The following is a 14,563-nucleotide window of genomic DNA, read 5'->3' on the forward strand; positions in this document are numbered from 1 at the left end:
ACAGCATCATCGGCGACACGCAAGAAACCGGCTCGCTGATGGGCGACGAGTTCTGCTTCGGCCGCTCCCCCTCATCCAGTCGGTCCGAGAATGGGGCCGTCTCCCTCAACCACCGTGCGCGGCAACACTGGGGGCGTTACACGGCACCAACGGCCTCACCGACGTGACCCTGTTCCTGGGCGAGCTCGGAGGCCTCAACCCCGCCTTCACGATCGCCTCCCTGAACCGCATCCGCGGCACGGGGAACATCACCAACTTCCAGCTCTTCGCCCTGCTCACGATCTTCGACCCCGACGGGACGATCCCCGGCGTCTTCCTCAATCCGGAGGTCTGGGCGGCTGGCTCGACCGGCACGGAAGACCCGCCGAACTGGTGGAACCTCGGGCACCGGCCGGTGAAGTTCTTCGACGCCGGGATGAGCAGCGACGCCACGCGCATCGAGCTCTCGTGGTACATGCCGGGCGCCGCACTGCCGAACTACCAGGAAGGCTACGACTGGATCCTCGACAACGAGTACCAGGCGAACACCTGGATGCTCGGGCTGAAGTCGCCGGCCTACCCTCTGCCGGTCAACACGGCGCTCGCGGCGCAGGGGTCGATCCTGTTCCACACGCTCGATCTGTGGGCAGCGAACCGCAACAACCCGGTCGTGAAGCCGCAGCAGGCCGGCAACGGCTCGTGCGCGAGCTGCCATGGAGCCTACGCGCCGCGCTACGTGAACGATCCGAACTTCCTCGCCAATCCCTTGTTCGAGGGCATGGCGGCCAACGTCACGCCAATCGGGGTCCTCGACACCGATGACGCCCGACTGCTTGCCAACGACGGAGCCATCGCGACCCAGGCCAGGTACAGCTTCTTCGGGTACGAAGGTCAGGACGGGTGCGCCGACAAGTACAACATGATCGGCTATCTCGCGCAGCCTCTCTACGGTATCTGGGCGTCCGCCCCCTACTTCCACAACGGCTCGGTGCCCGACCTCTGGAGCTTGCTCAAGTCGGCGGACCGCCCGCGGATCTGGCGTCGCAAGTCGAAGTCGCCGAGGTTCGGCGTCGTGATGGGATTCGAGACCGACCTCGCGAAGGCCTATGACCAGACCAGGATTGGGTGGAAGTACGACACGATTCCGTGCAGCTACCTGACCTTCTCGCCGTTCAACCACTGCAATCCGTGGGATCCGAACGAGACGCCGCTCATCGAGAGCGGGCTGTCGCTGCTGTACGGCAACGGCGCGCTGGCCTGGAATCTCCTCGGCAGCATCGTGGCCCCGAGTTTCTCGAACTCGGATATCGAGGATCGCAAGATCTACAACACCCGGATGTTCAGCCAGTCGAACTCGGGCCACACGTTCACCGACGTGCTGACCGATGCGGAGCGCACCGCGCTGATCGAGTACATGAAGACGTTGTGAGCCCCACGCCGGAGCGTGGCGGGGATTCTCTCGCCACGCTCCGGCACACGCCAGCGCAGCCCAGCAGGTCTCAGGCACCGCGCCCCCAGAGCGGCCATAACCTCTGGCTGAGAAAGAAGAGGTGTTCCGTTGGGCGACTGGGGAAACCATGCGTGGGAAACCGACGAGGGCGCGGATTGGTTCGGCGGCCCTTACATGGTTCCATCGCAATACGGTGCCGAGCTCGCCGCGCTGCTGCGCAAATCGATTGAGGTGCTCGGTCACATGATTGCTCCCCCCTCGGACGACTGGGCCTTTCTGGATCTCTGGGAAGGTGACGAGGCGGTGAAAGAGGATGTGTCAAACCAGATCGCGGCCCTGCAAGCACGTCTTGCGCAGTTGTCCTAGTGTGCCGGCCCCGGGTACGTGCGGCTGGCATCGCTTCAGCCAAATTGGTCCGCGGGCAATGCGGGACATTGTCGCGCCAGCGATGACACGCCGCCGAATCTCCAGCCTGTCCTCACCCGTCAGCCTTGCGGCTTTCCCTCGGTCTCGCCCCCATGTGGGTTGGACGTCGGCAGTGTAGACTGCGCCAAGACGAGGACTCCATGATTCCCGCGGAAGCATTCAGAGGCAACGTTGTGGCGCAGTTGCACTACGCCGCAGGACTCTCTCCGGAAGAGGCTTCTGTCGTCCTCGAAAGCCGGCTGGAGGACCAGACGTGGACAGCCGCGGCTGCCCTATGGGTCGAGGTCGCGTGCGAGGTCGACAGACGTTCCGGGCGCAGCGGCATGGCCACTGCGCTGGTGGCCAGGCTGGCCCGACAGCTGATGGGAGTGCCCATTCGCACCAACCATCATGACTTCCTGCCGCGCGTTTTCGCGGAGCTCATCGCCGCTCCTTCTACCGCGGCCTCCATTGGACCGGTCCTCGATCCGCTGGTGGGGTGGATTGCGCAGAGCGCCAAGGCTGGAGACGCGGGACTGGTGGCCAAGATCCTGAATGCCACCCGGAGCCATCTCTCGATTGTTGCCTGTATTCGAGACCGGTCTATCGAGAACATCAGTCAGCTCCTCGGCCTCCTCTCACAAGCGGAATCCAGCAAAGACAGACCAGCACAGGAGCAGAGCGAACAAGAGCAGCGCCTCCTGGAGCTGCGCCGACGCACCGATCTGCTCAGGTCTTTCGGTCCCCTGGCTCAGTGGATGATCGAAAAGGGCGCAGCGGAACTTCGCCAGCCAGGGCAGGGGCCATTGCTCGTCATGCTGTTGGAGTGCCTCGCCGAGGGAAAGCCTGCGGAGCTTCAGCTCGTTCTTCGGTTCCTCTCTCTTCAATCCAGACCCGAGGAGGGGGTCGGGATTCAGCACATGGAGCTCTTCTGGCAGGTGGCGGAGCGTGTGCTCGAGGAAGGTGCTCCAGGTACGCTCATTTGCGAGTTGGTAGCCGCGATGTACCGTGGAAACTGGTGGGCCGAGCACTGCTCCCATCCGCTGGAGGTTCCGACGAAGCTGCCTCGGGCGAGCCAGGCCATTCTCCAGGGACTCGTCGATGGGCGCTTCGAGGCCATCGCCCATGGCGCCAACGAGCGCTTTCATCCAGTCACCTGGCGGCTGGCTTTCCAGCATCCTCCTGGGCAGTCAAAGCCCTTGCGGTTCCTCGATGTGCCTCCTCTCGCCCACGCGCTGGAGATTCTGGGCACCGCGGCAGGTGAAAAGAACGCGCCCACGGCGGTAGCGGACTGGGCACACCATCTGGTCAAAGAATGGATTCGTCTTCATGGGCTGCGTGCCAGGAAAGACCTGGAGCCGCTCTTGAAGCTCACGGCCCTGCCGGGTCTGGGCGCGGCGGTGGCCATCGGTCTCAAGGAAGCACTCGAGGCGGCCCCTCCGACGGACGACACGCCTCTAGCGTTGCGACTTCTCAACGAACTTGGAGGGACCCCGGACGCCCTTCGAGCAGTGCTCACCCTTGAGTTGGAGCGGCCTGACTTCACCCGTCGCAACACAGCCTCTCTGAGTTGGCTCCAGGATGAGTTCCGCCGTGTCCTTCACCTGCCGTGGACCGAGCCCGTCTTCGGTATCGATCTGCCTCGGATGTTCCAGGGGGCGCGAGACGTGCGCTTCGCGGCGCTGCCCCAGGAGGCTCAAGTCGAACTGCGCGGCGACTGCGTCACCCTCCACGAGCCGAGCTATCAGCAGATGGTGGCCAGCATCTCTGACAAGGAAGAGCTCCTGGTTACCGCCATGCTGTACTTCCTGCACGAGTGGGTTCACGTGCAACAAAACATTGGCCAGAAGCGCATGGTGGACCTCCTGCGAGAGGCAGCGGGCGAGTCGACGCTGATGCAGTTGGACCTGTCGGCGGACCATGCCGCGGCCCAGCTCACCCGGCGCGTTGAGCCTCGGTGGAGCCTGGCCTGGCTCAAGGACCTTCAGAGCCGCTCCCTGCTCAGCTATCCGGCCGGGCGCGGTCACACCACTGCATCGCGGGGCCGCAAGACCACCCGGCTCATCTCACTGCGGCTCGACCACCTTGTACGCACCGCTTCCCGTACTCCGGGCTGGTTCTCGAAGCTTGGTGAAGGTTACGTTTTCGTGGATCTCAGCCCAGGAGGCGGTGCCATGTTCCTCCTCGTCAGCGGCCCACCTCTCTCCGTCGTAGACCACACGCGCCTATCATCCGAACAGACCGCCTTCCTCACCGCAATCATGGATGAGCGCGATGAGCAAGGCGACAGGCTCACTGAGCTCGACGCGCTACTTCGGATCAGCTTTCGAGTCAGTTGAGCCGGGCAGGACCTGTGCCTACTCCAATTTCGACCGCAGCATAATGCCTGACATGGGAGGTGTCCGCGCAGCAACAAAGCAAGTCCGCCCTGGAGGGGGGCCCTACGCGACAGGTGCCTCCCAGGTGGTAGCCTCACGCGGCTGTCCATACGAAAGGCCATTCCCCATGTCCAAGTGGCTCGCTGTCATGCTAGGCATTGTTATTGGATTCGGCACGATGATCCCCGCGTTCGCCATGGCCGTCGAACCAGACGCGAGGCCGGATGACTACCCGGGCCCCTGCTACCTGTCGCTGATCTGCCAGAACGGCATGACGGTGAGTTGCACGGGTCAGTACGAGTGCGATTACCGGTCAGACTCGCCGGGGTCCCCTGGCTGGGTTCGCTGTGACGGCGCAGGCTACTCCTGCGGTGGAGACAGCTGGTAACCCTTGCAAGAGACTGCCCTCCCGAACTCCGCGACCGATGTCGCGGAGCCTGCATGACTGTGACTCAGGGTACTTCGATGTCCGGCGGCACCTGGAGCGCCAGTTCCTGGCAGCTCGCGGGCGCCTGGCCCTTCGCCATGGCACTCTGGCGATACTGTCTGCGGAGCTTCAGGCTTCGACTTTCCGACTCCCCACCTTCCTGTTTGGGGTCAGCAGGCGCCTGTTCGAGCGAGCAACCGTACACTTCACCTTCGACTCGGTGGGGCATCGCGGGCGAGTCACCCGTCCGCGGCGAATGTGGCGCGCACGTAGGCAGCGTCTCCTTCAGGCTCCACCGGGTGTACTGCCGCGACACCAATTCCAAGTGAGGCGGGATGTACTCGCTGCGGAACTGATACTCAAAGCGCGTCACGGTACGCATCATGGGCACGTGACCGCATTTCTGACGGTGCTCGAAGCGCGTCACCATTCGCGTGCGCGGCACGGAGCGGGTCGTCTTCGAGGACGCGTCGTACTGACTCTCGTAGTAGGTTTCCGAGACAGTGCGCGGCTCCGTGACGGACTGGCATTGAAACTGGCTTTCGAAAACAGTCTTTGTGACTGGAACCATGTGATGCCGCATCTCGGTACGCCCCGGCGTACTTTGAAGCATCCGGCCACTCTCAACTGAAGACTCCGGCACAATCTCCGTCCGGCACTCTACCGGCTCCCCATCCTGGTCACTCGCCAGCACGATGTGCACGTCGCTGACGTAGCGCCCCCCTGCGGCTTCCGCGCGCTTCATGAAGTCGAGCAGCAGCTGGGTACCATCCTGCCGGGCACCGAAGGCGACCGCCAGCTTCCACGGCTTGAAGCCAGAGGCCGTAGCCTCCTCCCTCGTTGTCAGGGTCACCCCGTTCGCCTGGTACCCCTGAGGCCTATGCATGCACCCAGCTGCAACGAGAAACACCCACGCATGGCTCGCGACCCGTCTCAAGAGACCACCCCCTCCTATCGACAGCTCGGACTTCATAGCAGAAGACCGCTCCCCGATCAGGCCGTGGGGACCGTCCCGCCATCGATGACGAACTCCGTCCCCGTCACCGAGCCCGCGCGCGGCGAAGCGACGAAGGCGATGAGGTCGGCCACCTCGCGAGGTTTCACCGGACGCCCCACAGGAATGCCACCCAGCGACTGCATGATGATCTGCTTGCCGCCCTCGTAGTCGGTGCCCGCCTGTTTCGCCAGGAGCTCGGCGAGGTGCACGGCGGCCTCTGTTTCGACCCACCCTGGCGAGACGCGCACCACGCGCACGCCTTTGGGCGTCACCTCTTTCGACAGCGCCTTGCTGTACGTGGAGAGCGCCGCCTTCGCCGCGGCGTACGCCGTCGTGGATTCGGGCAAAGGCAGCTCATGCTGAATCGAGGTGACGTGGACGATGACGCCGGAGCCCTGCGCGAGCATCGCTGGCAACGGCGCGCGGTCGAGCCGCACGGCGGGCATGAGGTTCAGGTTCAGCTCTTTCTGCCAATCTTCGTCCGTGAGTGCCGCGAAGCCGCTGCCCGGGGCGGTGGAGCCTCCCAGCACATTCACGAGGATGTCGATGCCCCCGAGGTGCGCCATGGCCTGCCGGACGACCTCTTCGCAGCCCTTCGCCGTCGTTACGTCAGCCGCGACATAGTGGACGTCCTTCGTGTCGCTCGGCACCGTGCGCGCCGTGGCGATGACGCGTACGCCAGCCTCGACCAGCGCCGCGACGACAGCCGCCCCGACGCCTTTGGTCCCGCCCGTTGGCCCTTCAATTCGAGATCGAAGCTCATGAAGCGATCTCCAAGCGCGTGATGAGATGACCAGCGACGGTGAACGCGAACCGCAGTCGCGCCGGGCTGCCAGGGAAGTTGCCGCTCACCTTCGCGGTCACTGTCGTGCGCGCTCCAGCCGTGTCCGCGGACAGAGGCTCGGTGGAGAAAGCGTATTTGGCGACTCCCGCGCGGTTCCACGCGGCAATGGCGGCGCGACCGCGATGTTCGTGTCGCTCGTCCAGGACGACGGCGTCGTCGGCGAAACACCGGGCGACGGCCTGCGGGTCGGTGGTCTCGCTGGCGAAGTAGCTCGCGATGGGCGTGGGCAGTTTCAAGGAAGCAGCGCGATTCGTTGTCATGGCCATCCAGGTAATGGCGCGGTATCTCTTCCACAAGAACGCACGAAAAAGTGGGGTACATACTTTTGGGTAGGCATGACCATCACACGCCCCTGACGGCGGCCAGCGGCATCGAGTGCGCCATCCAGATGCTCGAAGGCCGCTGGAAGCGGGTCATCCTCTTCCACCTCTTCGGCGGGAATAAGCTGCGTTTCTCCGACCTTGAGCGCGCCATCCCCGCCATCTCGCAGAAGATGCTCATCCAGCAACTCAGGCAGTTGGAGCAGGACGGCATCGTCGCGCGCATCGTGCACGCCCAGGTCCCACCGAAGGTCGAGTACCACCTGACCGACTGGGGCCAGTCCCTGTGCCCAGCCCTTGACGCATTGCTGGCCTGGGCAGAGAGACGGCCCATGCTGAAACGTGAAGAGGAGCCATCGAAGGCATAGGCGTCACTGCTCGAACCCGGGTGTTGATGCCCAGCGCGAAGTGCAGCAACGCGACGTAGAGGTCCTCTCGCGTGGCTCCCGGAAGCGTCGGCAGGCCGAGGGCGGATGGCACAGGTCGCTCTCGCCAACGCTCAGGTATTGCAAGGCTCGTGGGCGAACTCCGTCGAACGCGTGCGCCTGGAACCGTGTGCCGTCCCAGACGTAGAGCTCACTCGTCGAGCACGCGTACAGTCGGTCGCGGAACCACGCCAGACTGCAGAGTTCGTGCGGGAACTCCATGTCGCGCGTCTGCCATCGTGCCCCTCTCGCGGATGGCGCCCCGGGACGCGAGCCGCGCCGCGACCGGGTGCTGACGGGTCCCACCGCGGAGCGGCGACGTGGGATTGGAATCACTGGGGCACCGCCCACACCGTCTCGCGCACTCAAGACGCTGAGCGCTCGCGCTGGGAGTCAGGTGCGTTACTGACGCATTTCGCGTATGGGAGGACTCCATGAGCACAGGTCGTGTCATGGGATTGGCGGCGCGTGTCGCCCTGCTGGCGGTGTGGGGCTGTGTCCTCGGCGTGTCGTGTGTGAAGCGACCCGTGGACTACGCACGGGAACAGGCGCGTACCCTCGCGCCAGCGAAGTTGGAGTCCTCGTCGCAGCCCTCGACGGGTCCGGTCCGGAAGATTCGGGTCCGGGTCTACGCGGACTCGGATTATCGGGAGCAGGTGGTGCGCTGGCGGAGCAGCGTCGTGTCCCAGTTGCAGCGCGCGAGCGCGGTGATGCAGGGGCCACTGGGCGTTGTCTTCGAGCTTGAGTCGACGCGCGAGTGGGCGCATCGAGGTGTCGAGGGCGAGTTGGAGGGTTCACTGACCGCGCTGGAGGGGACGGATCCGGGCGAGGGCGTGGACCTGGTGGTCGGCTTCGTCTCCGCGCTCAAGCTCTTCTCCTCCGCGCAGCATGAGTTGGGCATGGCCCGGCTGTTCGGGCGCCACTGCGTGCTGCGCGAGATGGGAAACCCGGAGGAGGTCCGCGCCATCATGGAGGCGCTGATCCACCTGCCCCAGGACGAGCGGCAGACGCTCTATGAGGAGCGGAAGATGCACAAGGAGACGTCCATCTTCCTCCACGAGTGGGCGCACACGCTGGGGGCATTCCACGTGCGCAGCTCGCACTGGATGATGTACCCGAGCTACGCACCGAATCAGGCGGCCTTCGCATCGCAGACCCTGGCGTTGCTCAAAACCAGCCTTCGCCATGCGTCGGCGGGTCGTCGCGATGACGCTGCCGCGCGGGCCTGGGCGACCGAGCTTGGGGCACTGCTGGCCTCGACGTCCTCGCCGGACTGGGAGGGACCGGAGAAGGAGGCTGTCGTCGAATGGCTCGCGAAGGTCCGCGAGGGCAAGGCGCCGCTGGTCGTTCACCAGCCCCAGGCCCCCCTGCCTCCGGAGGACCGGCGCCGGCTCGACGCAATCCTCGCGCTCGAGAAGGAGGGACGCGTGGAGGTCGCCGCCCAGCAACTGGAGCCCCTCGCGCGACGCTACCCGGAGGACTTCTTCGTCCAAAGGCTGGCCTGCTACCTGGACACGCGTGTCGCCCCCAAGCTGCCGGCGACCCGGGAGAAGTGCGAGGCCGTCGCCGGGAGATTCCCCTCCGAGCCCGCCCCCTTGTTCCACCTCGCGGCCCTGGCCCTCCAACAGGGGCAGCACCTGGAGGCGCAAGGCCAGCTCGTGCGGGCGCGGCAACGGATGGAAGCGAACCCTGCAACACCGCCGGAAGTCTGGGGAGACCTCGCGGCCTTCTTCAAGGAGACCTCCTCGGTCACGTGGGCGGAGCAGGCCACCCAGAAGGCGGGCAATGACTCTCGGACCGAGGCCCTGCGGACCTGGGCTCGGCAGGCTCGACGCTGGAAGGCGCTGCCAGTGGATGCCTCCGTGAGCGGTATCCCGGTGGAGCGGGAGGGAGAGTTCATCCGCGCGGCGAAGGACGTCGAGGAATCCCTCGATAAGGGGTCGGCGACGAAGGCGCAGGCACGACTCACCTGGCTGAGGCGGGAGTTCCCGCGCGCGGCGGTGCTGCACGTGTTGGATTGCGAAGGCCACATGCGCGCTGGCAGACCGGGGCCCGCGAAAGCGGCGTGTCGGCAGGCCGTGGCCGCGCACGAAGAGGCGGTGCAGGCGCACTTCATCCTGGGATGGCTGGCCTCAGAGTCGGGTCCCCGCGAGGAGGCGCGTACCCACCTGGAGCGTGTCGTGGCGCTGGAGCCCTTGCACAAGCAAGCGTGGCAACTCCTGGCGGAGCAGTACCGCGCCGTGGGGATGGCGGAGGCGCTGAAGACGCTCCAGGGGCGCTATCGTGAGCAGTTCGCCCAGGAGCTGCGCTGAGGGCGCGGCGCGCCTGGGCGTTGGTCGGCGGCCGCCATCCGCGGGCCGGGGGGGCGGCCCGCAGAGGCGCGTCGCAGGCCGTCGGGCCGAACTGAACTCCAGCGTCATGTCGCGCTGGGAGGCCAGCGCCATCAGCAGACATCCCGAAGCCGTGCGACACTGGAACGGGCGCCCCAACCTGAGCTGAGTCAGGACGATTGCAAATGAGCTCGACGTCACGCTCTTGCCGGCCGTCGCTGGCGCTTCGGCGTTGGCCGCTTCTCCGCCCACGTCAGGAGTTCGTCGAGCGCCGGGCAGAGCGACTGCCCCCACTCGGTCAGGTGGTACTCGACCTTTGGCGGTACCTGCGCGTGAACGATGCGCGCGACGATGCCGTCCTGCTCGAGCTGCCGAAGCTGCTGGATGAGCATCTTTTGCGTGATGGCTGGAATTGCACGCTCCAGTTCGGAGAATCGAAGCGTCTTCCCACCGAACAGGTGGAAGAGGATGACCAGCTTCCAGCGGCCCTCCAGCATCTGGATGGCTTCCTCGATGCCGCTGGCCGCCGTCACTGGCGTATGGTGTTCATGCTTACCCAAAAGTATGTACCCCACTTTTTCGTGCGTTCTTGTGGAACGGAACCGTACTCATTACAGGATGAGCCATGCAAACGACGCCCAACCTGCTCCCTGGCCAGCCAGCGCCGATCGCTGGATACTTCGCACACGCGACGACCCGCCCTGCTGCAGTGGCTCGGTGTTTCACTGACGATGCCCTCGTCGTGGATGAGCGCCACGAGCACCGCGGGCGCGCTGCCATCGAAGCGTGGACCGCTGCCGCGAACGGCAAGTACAAGTTCACGACGGAGCTGCTCGCGGCGGAGTTCGACGGACCTCGCACCACGGTGCGTGCGAACGTGACGGGCAACTTCCCAGGGAGCCCCATTGAGCTCCGCTACCGCTTCACTCTCGCGGGTGGACTCATCACTCGACTGGGGATTGCACCGTGAGTTTCGATCTCGAACTGAAGAACCGCCGCGCGCTTGTCACAGGAGGCACGAAGGGGGTCGGCGCGGCGGTCGTCACGGCCCTCGTCGAGGCCGGCGTCAAGGTTGTCGCAACCGCACGTACCACTCCCAGAGACATGCCTGGCGTGCATTACGTCGCAGCCGACGTCACGACCGTCGAAGGCTGCGCGCGGGTGGCGCGCGATGCGCTTTCGCACCTCGGTGGTATCGACATCCTGGTGCATGTGCTCGGCGGCTCGAGTGCTCCCGGAGGTGGCTTCGCTGCGCTCGACGATGACGCGTGGCAGAAGGAGCTCAATCTGAACCTGATGCCCGCGGTTCGGCTCGACCGAGCGCTCTTGCCGTCGATGCTGGCGCAAGGTGCGGGTGTCATCGTGCACGTCACGTCCATCCAACGCGAGTTGCCCCTGCCAGAATCAACGACGGCGTATGCCGCGGCGAAGGCGGCGCTGTCGACCTACAGCAAGTCGCTGTCAAAAGAGGTGGCGCCCAAGGGCGTGCGAGTGGTCCGCGTCTCGCCGGGCTGGGTGGAAACAGAAGCCTCGGTGCACCTGGCCGAGCGCCTCGCCAAGCAGGCCGGCACCGACTACGACGGTGGCAAACAGATCATCATGCAGTCGCTAGGCGGCATCCCGCTCGGCCGCCCGTCCAAGCCTCGCGAGGTCGCCGACCTCATCGCGTTCGTCGTGTCGCCGAAGGCGGGCTCCATCACCGGCACGGAGTACGTCATCGATGGCGGCACAGTGCCAACGGTGTGAGTGAAGTTGCCCCGGTTCCGCGGGGCAACTTCAGTCCTGGATGGCGGACGGCCGCGGCGCCGAAGCGCTCAGGACTGGGCCCGGCTCAGCTCGTGCTCCACGGCCTCGTAGAGGGCGCGGATGTTGGCGCCGCCGAAGCCGCGCGCGTCCTTGCGCTCCACGGCCTCGAAGAAGAGCGTCTGCCGCGGGTGCACCGAGCGCGTGAAGGACTGCAACAGCAGGCCCCATGCGTCCCGGTCCACCAGGATGCCCATCTCGCGCAGCGGGCCCAGGTCCAGGGGAATGGGGCCGAGCCGATCCTCGAGCCGCTCGTAGTACGTCGCCGGGATGTCCAGGAACTCGATGCCCTGCGTCCGGAGCTGCCGCGCGCTGGCGACGATGTCCGGGGAGAGCATGGCCAGGTGCTGCACGCCCGGCCCGCCGTGGCGCGCGAGGAACTCGCCAATCTGCCCCGGGTTCTCGTGGGAGATGGGCTCCTGCATGGGGAAGCAGATGCGCCCGGAGGGGCTCTGCACCACCTTGGAGTTCATCCCGCTGCCGTGGGTCTTGACGTTCTCCTCGTGCGACTGCCGGAAGCCGAAGGCCTCCGTGTAGAAGCGCACCATGGCGTCCAGCGTGCCCGGGGTCAGGCAGATGGCCACGTGGTCCAGGCCGGAGAACAGCTCCTTCGCCGGAGACTGAGGCGCGTCCACCGCGCGCAGGCCCGGGGGCAGGAAGCCCTCCCAAGGCCCCTCACGCTCGATGAGCGAGTGCACCACGTCGCCCATGGCCTGCACGGTGGCCTTCAGCACGCGGCGACCGTGGCCGTCCTGGAGGATGGCGGGCTCGCGCACCGGCTGGGCGCCGCGCTCGATGACGTGCGCGTAGGTGGCCACCAGGTCCGGCGTGCGCAGCGCGATGTCCCGCACGCCGTCACCGTGACGCTGGACGTACTCGGACGCGGGCGACTCGGGGGTCAGCCCCTGCGTCAGCAGCACCCGGCAGCGGCCCTGCTGCATCAGCACGCAGCGCTGCGCATCGAGCCCCGTCTCCGGACCGCCTTCCGCGACGCGACGGAAGCCCAGCGCGTCGGTGAAGAAGCGGGTCGACTGGAGGAGATCTCCAACGCACAACTCGATGTACTCAATCTCATCGACGGCCACGTTCTTCATTTCGATCCTGGAACCTGCTCGCCCCAAGCCAGGCAGCGAGAAGCGCTGATGCCGCATGTGAACAAAAACACTGCGCGTGTATCCAATTGAGCTATTTTTCCAGTACTGTCAAGCATACCTGGATTCACACGAAGTGCAGGGATGTGTCGCGTCGGTTCAGGCTTTGAAACGCGCGGGATTTCCTCCGCGTTTCAGCGCCTCGGACAGCCACCGGCCATAGACGACCTGGACGGTCCGCGCGTCGGGCCAGAACCCGCGAGCGGCGTATTTGAACAGGCGGCCCGCGGTGCGGCGGCCACTGCGCATGTGGACCACGCGGAGGCGATGCCGGACGAAGTCGGACCACGAGTGGGTGCCCGCGCGCAGGTGGCGTCCGTCCAGGGTGAACTGGCAGATGCTGAGGTCCGTCTGCTGGATGAGCGTGTCCGGCCTGGGTCCGTCCGGGACGAGCGACGGAATGTACATGAACTGGATGACATGCCTCTCCGGTGAGGTGAGGCGCATGCAGTACATGTCGCGGCCATCCGGCATCCTCCGCAACAGGAGCCCTGGCAGGTCCGGCACGGACTCGTTCCTCGGGGGCCTGGGCACGGGGGATGGCTTGCGGCGCAGCATGCGCGGCACCGGGATGCGCGGCCAGCGATTCACGTACTGCACCCGGATGATGGAGTAGCCCGTCTCCAGCATGCGGTTCAGGGTGCGTTCCATGGCCGGGAACGAGCCGGAGAAGAGGTCGTAGTCCCCATCGTCCACCGACGTGGTCATCTCCCCGCCAAGCCACCGCAGGACACGTCCGCCAATCATCCAGGTCTGCTCATCCAGCAGGTGGCTGTGGGGCAGCACCGGGAGCTTCAGGACCCGGCGCACGTCCTCGATGAGCGGAGCGCTCTTCACCCCCGCCGCGTTCGGGTCGCGCAGGTCGCTCACGCCGAGCAACTCGCAAAGGCTCTGCACCTCCGACTGCGTGAAGTCACGGACCATGGACTGCTCCTGTGGGACGCTGGGGCTGGGACGCGCGGGCTCGCGCCGGGAGCCGTGGGGCCCCTAGGATGCCGGCCGCGGTGCGGGCAAAGGATGGGGAATTCACGTGATGGATGAAGAGCTGTCGCTGGTGGGCTTCACGGAGGACATGAACCTCAACGCCGTCTTCTTCGGCTTCCTGGGGTTGTTCCAGATGGTGTTCCCGGGCCGCCTCCAGGCCTGCTACCTGCTGGGGAGCCACGCGACGAGCGAGGCCGTGGGCGAGAGCGATATCGACCTGACGCTCGTCTTCAAGGGCAGGTTCCAGCCGGGTGAGCGGCGGCGCTTCGAGCACTTCCGCCGGCACGTGAGCCCGCTGAGCCCCCTGTCGCTGGACGCGAACGCGGTGGAGGAGGAGCAGCTGCTGGAGGAGGGCGCCGTCAACCTCAAGAAGACGTCGCTGCTGCTCATGGGCGAGGACCTCCGGGAGCGCATCCCGCTGATGCCGCTGGACGCGTGGATCCGCTACTGCATGCACCGGCCCTACGTCTTCATGGAGCGCGCCCGGGCCCGCGCCGAGGGCGAGCCCCTGCGCTTCCCGCTCATCTATCCGGACCCGCGCGGCGAGCTCTACGGCTACGACCACCGCGAGGTGCTGGATGCCCAGGGCCAGTCGCACCGGGGCTTCAAGGAGCTGGTCACCCTGGCCTGCCGGCTGGCGACGGCCGAGGTGGCGGTGAAGGCGGGCGGGTACACGTACTCCAAACGCGAGGCCATCGAGGCGCACCGCGAGCTCGTCAACGACGCGTGGACGCCCCTGTACGAGCAGATCTACGCGGCCCGCAAGCGCTGGGGCTACCGGGTGCCCGAGGCCGCCGCGGACGTGGCGCACCTGCGGTCGCTCTGCGAGGGCATGTTGGAGGCGGAGAATCATTTCCTGGGGCTCTACAAGGGCTTCCTACTGGAGGAACTGCGGCGTGGAGCGGTGAAGGACCGGGTGCTGGCGGCCCAGCGGCTGGGGGAGATCGCCTACCCGGGTGATGAAGTGCCCGCGGCGCTGCGGGCCCTCGCGCAGGCCCCGGAAGAGGAGCTGCGCGAGGCGGCGGCGGAGTCGCTCCGTCGCCTGGGCCCGTCCGGCACCTGACCGGACC

At 66.1% G+C, this 14,563-nt stretch carries 15 protein-coding genes; 9 read left to right on the plus strand and 6 right to left on the minus strand.

Annotated features, from left to right (window positions below):
• Positions 1–163: 163 nt before the first annotated feature.
• The 4 genes from D7X99_RS34760 to D7X99_RS34775 all read left to right on the plus strand — a co-directional run bounded on the left by D7X99_RS34760 (position 164) and on the right by D7X99_RS34775 (position 4,600).
• Entirely contained in the window at positions 164–1,408 is a 1,245-nt protein-coding gene (locus tag D7X99_RS34760) for a hypothetical protein (protein ID WP_121781523.1), read from the plus strand.
• Between the two features lie 129 nt (positions 1,409–1,537).
• Positions 1,538–1,795, plus strand: coding sequence for a hypothetical protein (locus D7X99_RS34765; RefSeq protein WP_121781524.1), 258 nt, complete (start codon positions 1,538–1,540; stop codon positions 1,793–1,795).
• A 200-nt stretch (positions 1,796–1,995) separates the two neighbouring features.
• On the plus strand, positions 1,996–4,173 hold the full coding sequence (locus tag D7X99_RS34770; RefSeq protein ID WP_147476346.1) for a hypothetical protein: 2,178 nt from the start codon (positions 1,996–1,998) through the stop codon (positions 4,171–4,173).
• Between the two features lie 217 nt (positions 4,174–4,390).
• Positions 4,391–4,600, plus strand: a complete 210-nt coding sequence (locus D7X99_RS34775; RefSeq protein WP_147476347.1) for a hypothetical protein — start codon at positions 4,391–4,393, stop codon at positions 4,598–4,600.
• A gap of 64 nt (positions 4,601–4,664) precedes the next feature.
• Here D7X99_RS34775 and D7X99_RS34780 read toward each other — a convergent pair whose 3' ends face one another.
• The 3 genes from D7X99_RS34780 to D7X99_RS34790 all read right to left on the minus strand — a co-directional run bounded on the left by D7X99_RS34780 (position 4,665) and on the right by D7X99_RS34790 (position 6,740).
• Complete coding sequence (locus D7X99_RS34780; RefSeq protein WP_147476348.1) at positions 4,665–5,492, minus strand: hypothetical protein; 828 nt, start codon at positions 5,490–5,492, stop codon at positions 4,665–4,667.
• Between the two features lie 140 nt (positions 5,493–5,632).
• Positions 5,633–6,472: an SDR family oxidoreductase gene (locus D7X99_RS34785; protein WP_306414353.1), complete on the minus strand. Its 840-nt coding sequence runs from the start codon at positions 6,470–6,472 to the stop codon at positions 5,633–5,635.
• The gene (locus D7X99_RS34790) at positions 6,396–6,740 is read right to left on the minus strand and encodes a nuclear transport factor 2 family protein (protein ID WP_233613954.1); all 345 of its coding nucleotides are present in this window, start codon (positions 6,738–6,740) and stop codon (positions 6,396–6,398) included. The genes D7X99_RS34785 and D7X99_RS34790 overlap by 77 nt, the downstream gene beginning before the upstream one ends.
• A gap of 65 nt (positions 6,741–6,805) precedes the next feature.
• On the opposite strand from D7X99_RS34790, the gene D7X99_RS34795 reads away from it, so the two are divergent.
• Together D7X99_RS34795 and D7X99_RS34800 are read left to right on the plus strand one after the other, a co-directional pair.
• Positions 6,806–7,168: a helix-turn-helix domain-containing protein gene (locus D7X99_RS34795; RefSeq protein ID WP_233613956.1), complete on the plus strand. Its 363-nt coding sequence runs from the start codon at positions 6,806–6,808 to the stop codon at positions 7,166–7,168.
• A gap of 491 nt (positions 7,169–7,659) precedes the next feature.
• Positions 7,660–9,537, plus strand: coding sequence for a hypothetical protein (locus D7X99_RS34800; RefSeq protein ID WP_147476349.1), 1,878 nt, complete (start codon positions 7,660–7,662; stop codon positions 9,535–9,537).
• A gap of 215 nt (positions 9,538–9,752) precedes the next feature.
• On the opposite strand, the gene D7X99_RS34805 is transcribed toward D7X99_RS34800, so the two are convergent.
• On the minus strand, positions 9,753–10,088 hold the full coding sequence (locus D7X99_RS34805) for a helix-turn-helix domain-containing protein (RefSeq protein ID WP_233613958.1): 336 nt from the start codon (positions 10,086–10,088) through the stop codon (positions 9,753–9,755).
• Between the two features lie 92 nt (positions 10,089–10,180).
• Here D7X99_RS34805 and D7X99_RS34810 point away from each other — a divergent pair, with 92 nt between their 5' ends.
• A complete protein-coding gene (locus tag D7X99_RS34810; protein WP_121781533.1) occupies positions 10,181–10,525 on the plus strand; it encodes a nuclear transport factor 2 family protein in 345 nt (114 codons plus the stop codon).
• Positions 10,522–11,301 carry an SDR family oxidoreductase gene (locus D7X99_RS34815; RefSeq protein ID WP_121781534.1) on the plus strand — a complete coding sequence of 260 codons (780 nt, stop codon included), beginning with the start codon at positions 10,522–10,524 and terminating at the stop codon, positions 11,299–11,301. Before D7X99_RS34810 ends, D7X99_RS34815 begins: the two co-directional genes overlap by 4 nt.
• A 68-nt stretch (positions 11,302–11,369) precedes the next feature.
• On the opposite strand, the gene hppD is transcribed toward D7X99_RS34815, so the two are convergent.
• On the minus strand, positions 11,370–12,452 hold the full coding sequence (hppD, locus tag D7X99_RS34820) for a 4-hydroxyphenylpyruvate dioxygenase (protein ID WP_158627116.1): 1,083 nt from the start codon (positions 12,450–12,452) through the stop codon (positions 11,370–11,372).
• Positions 12,453–12,608: 156 nt separating this feature from the next.
• Entirely contained in the window at positions 12,609–13,433 is an 825-nt protein-coding gene (locus D7X99_RS34825; RefSeq protein ID WP_121781536.1) for a hypothetical protein, read from the minus strand.
• 106 nt (positions 13,434–13,539) lie between these two features.
• Here D7X99_RS34825 and D7X99_RS34830 point away from each other — a divergent pair, with 106 nt between their 5' ends.
• Complete coding sequence (locus tag D7X99_RS34830) at positions 13,540–14,556, plus strand: hypothetical protein (protein WP_147476350.1); 1,017 nt, start codon at positions 13,540–13,542, stop codon at positions 14,554–14,556.
• The last annotated feature ends 7 nt before the right edge of the window (positions 14,557–14,563 follow it).

It is taken from the genome of Corallococcus sp. AB032C (assembly GCF_003668935.1).
In the GTDB taxonomy this organism is placed as follows: domain Bacteria; phylum Myxococcota; class Myxococcia; order Myxococcales; family Myxococcaceae; genus Corallococcus; species Corallococcus exiguus.

Coding starts and splice junctions, on each gene's coding strand:
- D7X99_RS34825 (WP_121781536.1), bottom strand. CDS start 13,433: ATGGTCCGTGACTTCACGCAGTCGGAGGTGCAGAGCCTTTGCGAGTTG.
- D7X99_RS34800 (WP_147476349.1), top strand. CDS start 7,660: ATGAGCACAGGTCGTGTCATGGGATTGGCGGCGCGTGTCGCCCTGCTG.
- hppD (WP_158627116.1), bottom strand. CDS start 12,452: ATGAAGAACGTGGCCGTCGATGAGATTGAGTACATCGAGTTGTGCGTT.
- D7X99_RS34790 (WP_233613954.1), bottom strand. CDS start 6,740: ATGACAACGAATCGCGCTGCTTCCTTGAAACTGCCCACGCCCATCGCG.
- D7X99_RS34775 (WP_147476347.1), top strand. CDS start 4,391: ATGATCCCCGCGTTCGCCATGGCCGTCGAACCAGACGCGAGGCCGGAT.
- D7X99_RS34770 (WP_147476346.1), top strand. CDS start 1,996: ATGATTCCCGCGGAAGCATTCAGAGGCAACGTTGTGGCGCAGTTGCAC.
- D7X99_RS34810 (WP_121781533.1), top strand. CDS start 10,181: ATGCAAACGACGCCCAACCTGCTCCCTGGCCAGCCAGCGCCGATCGCT.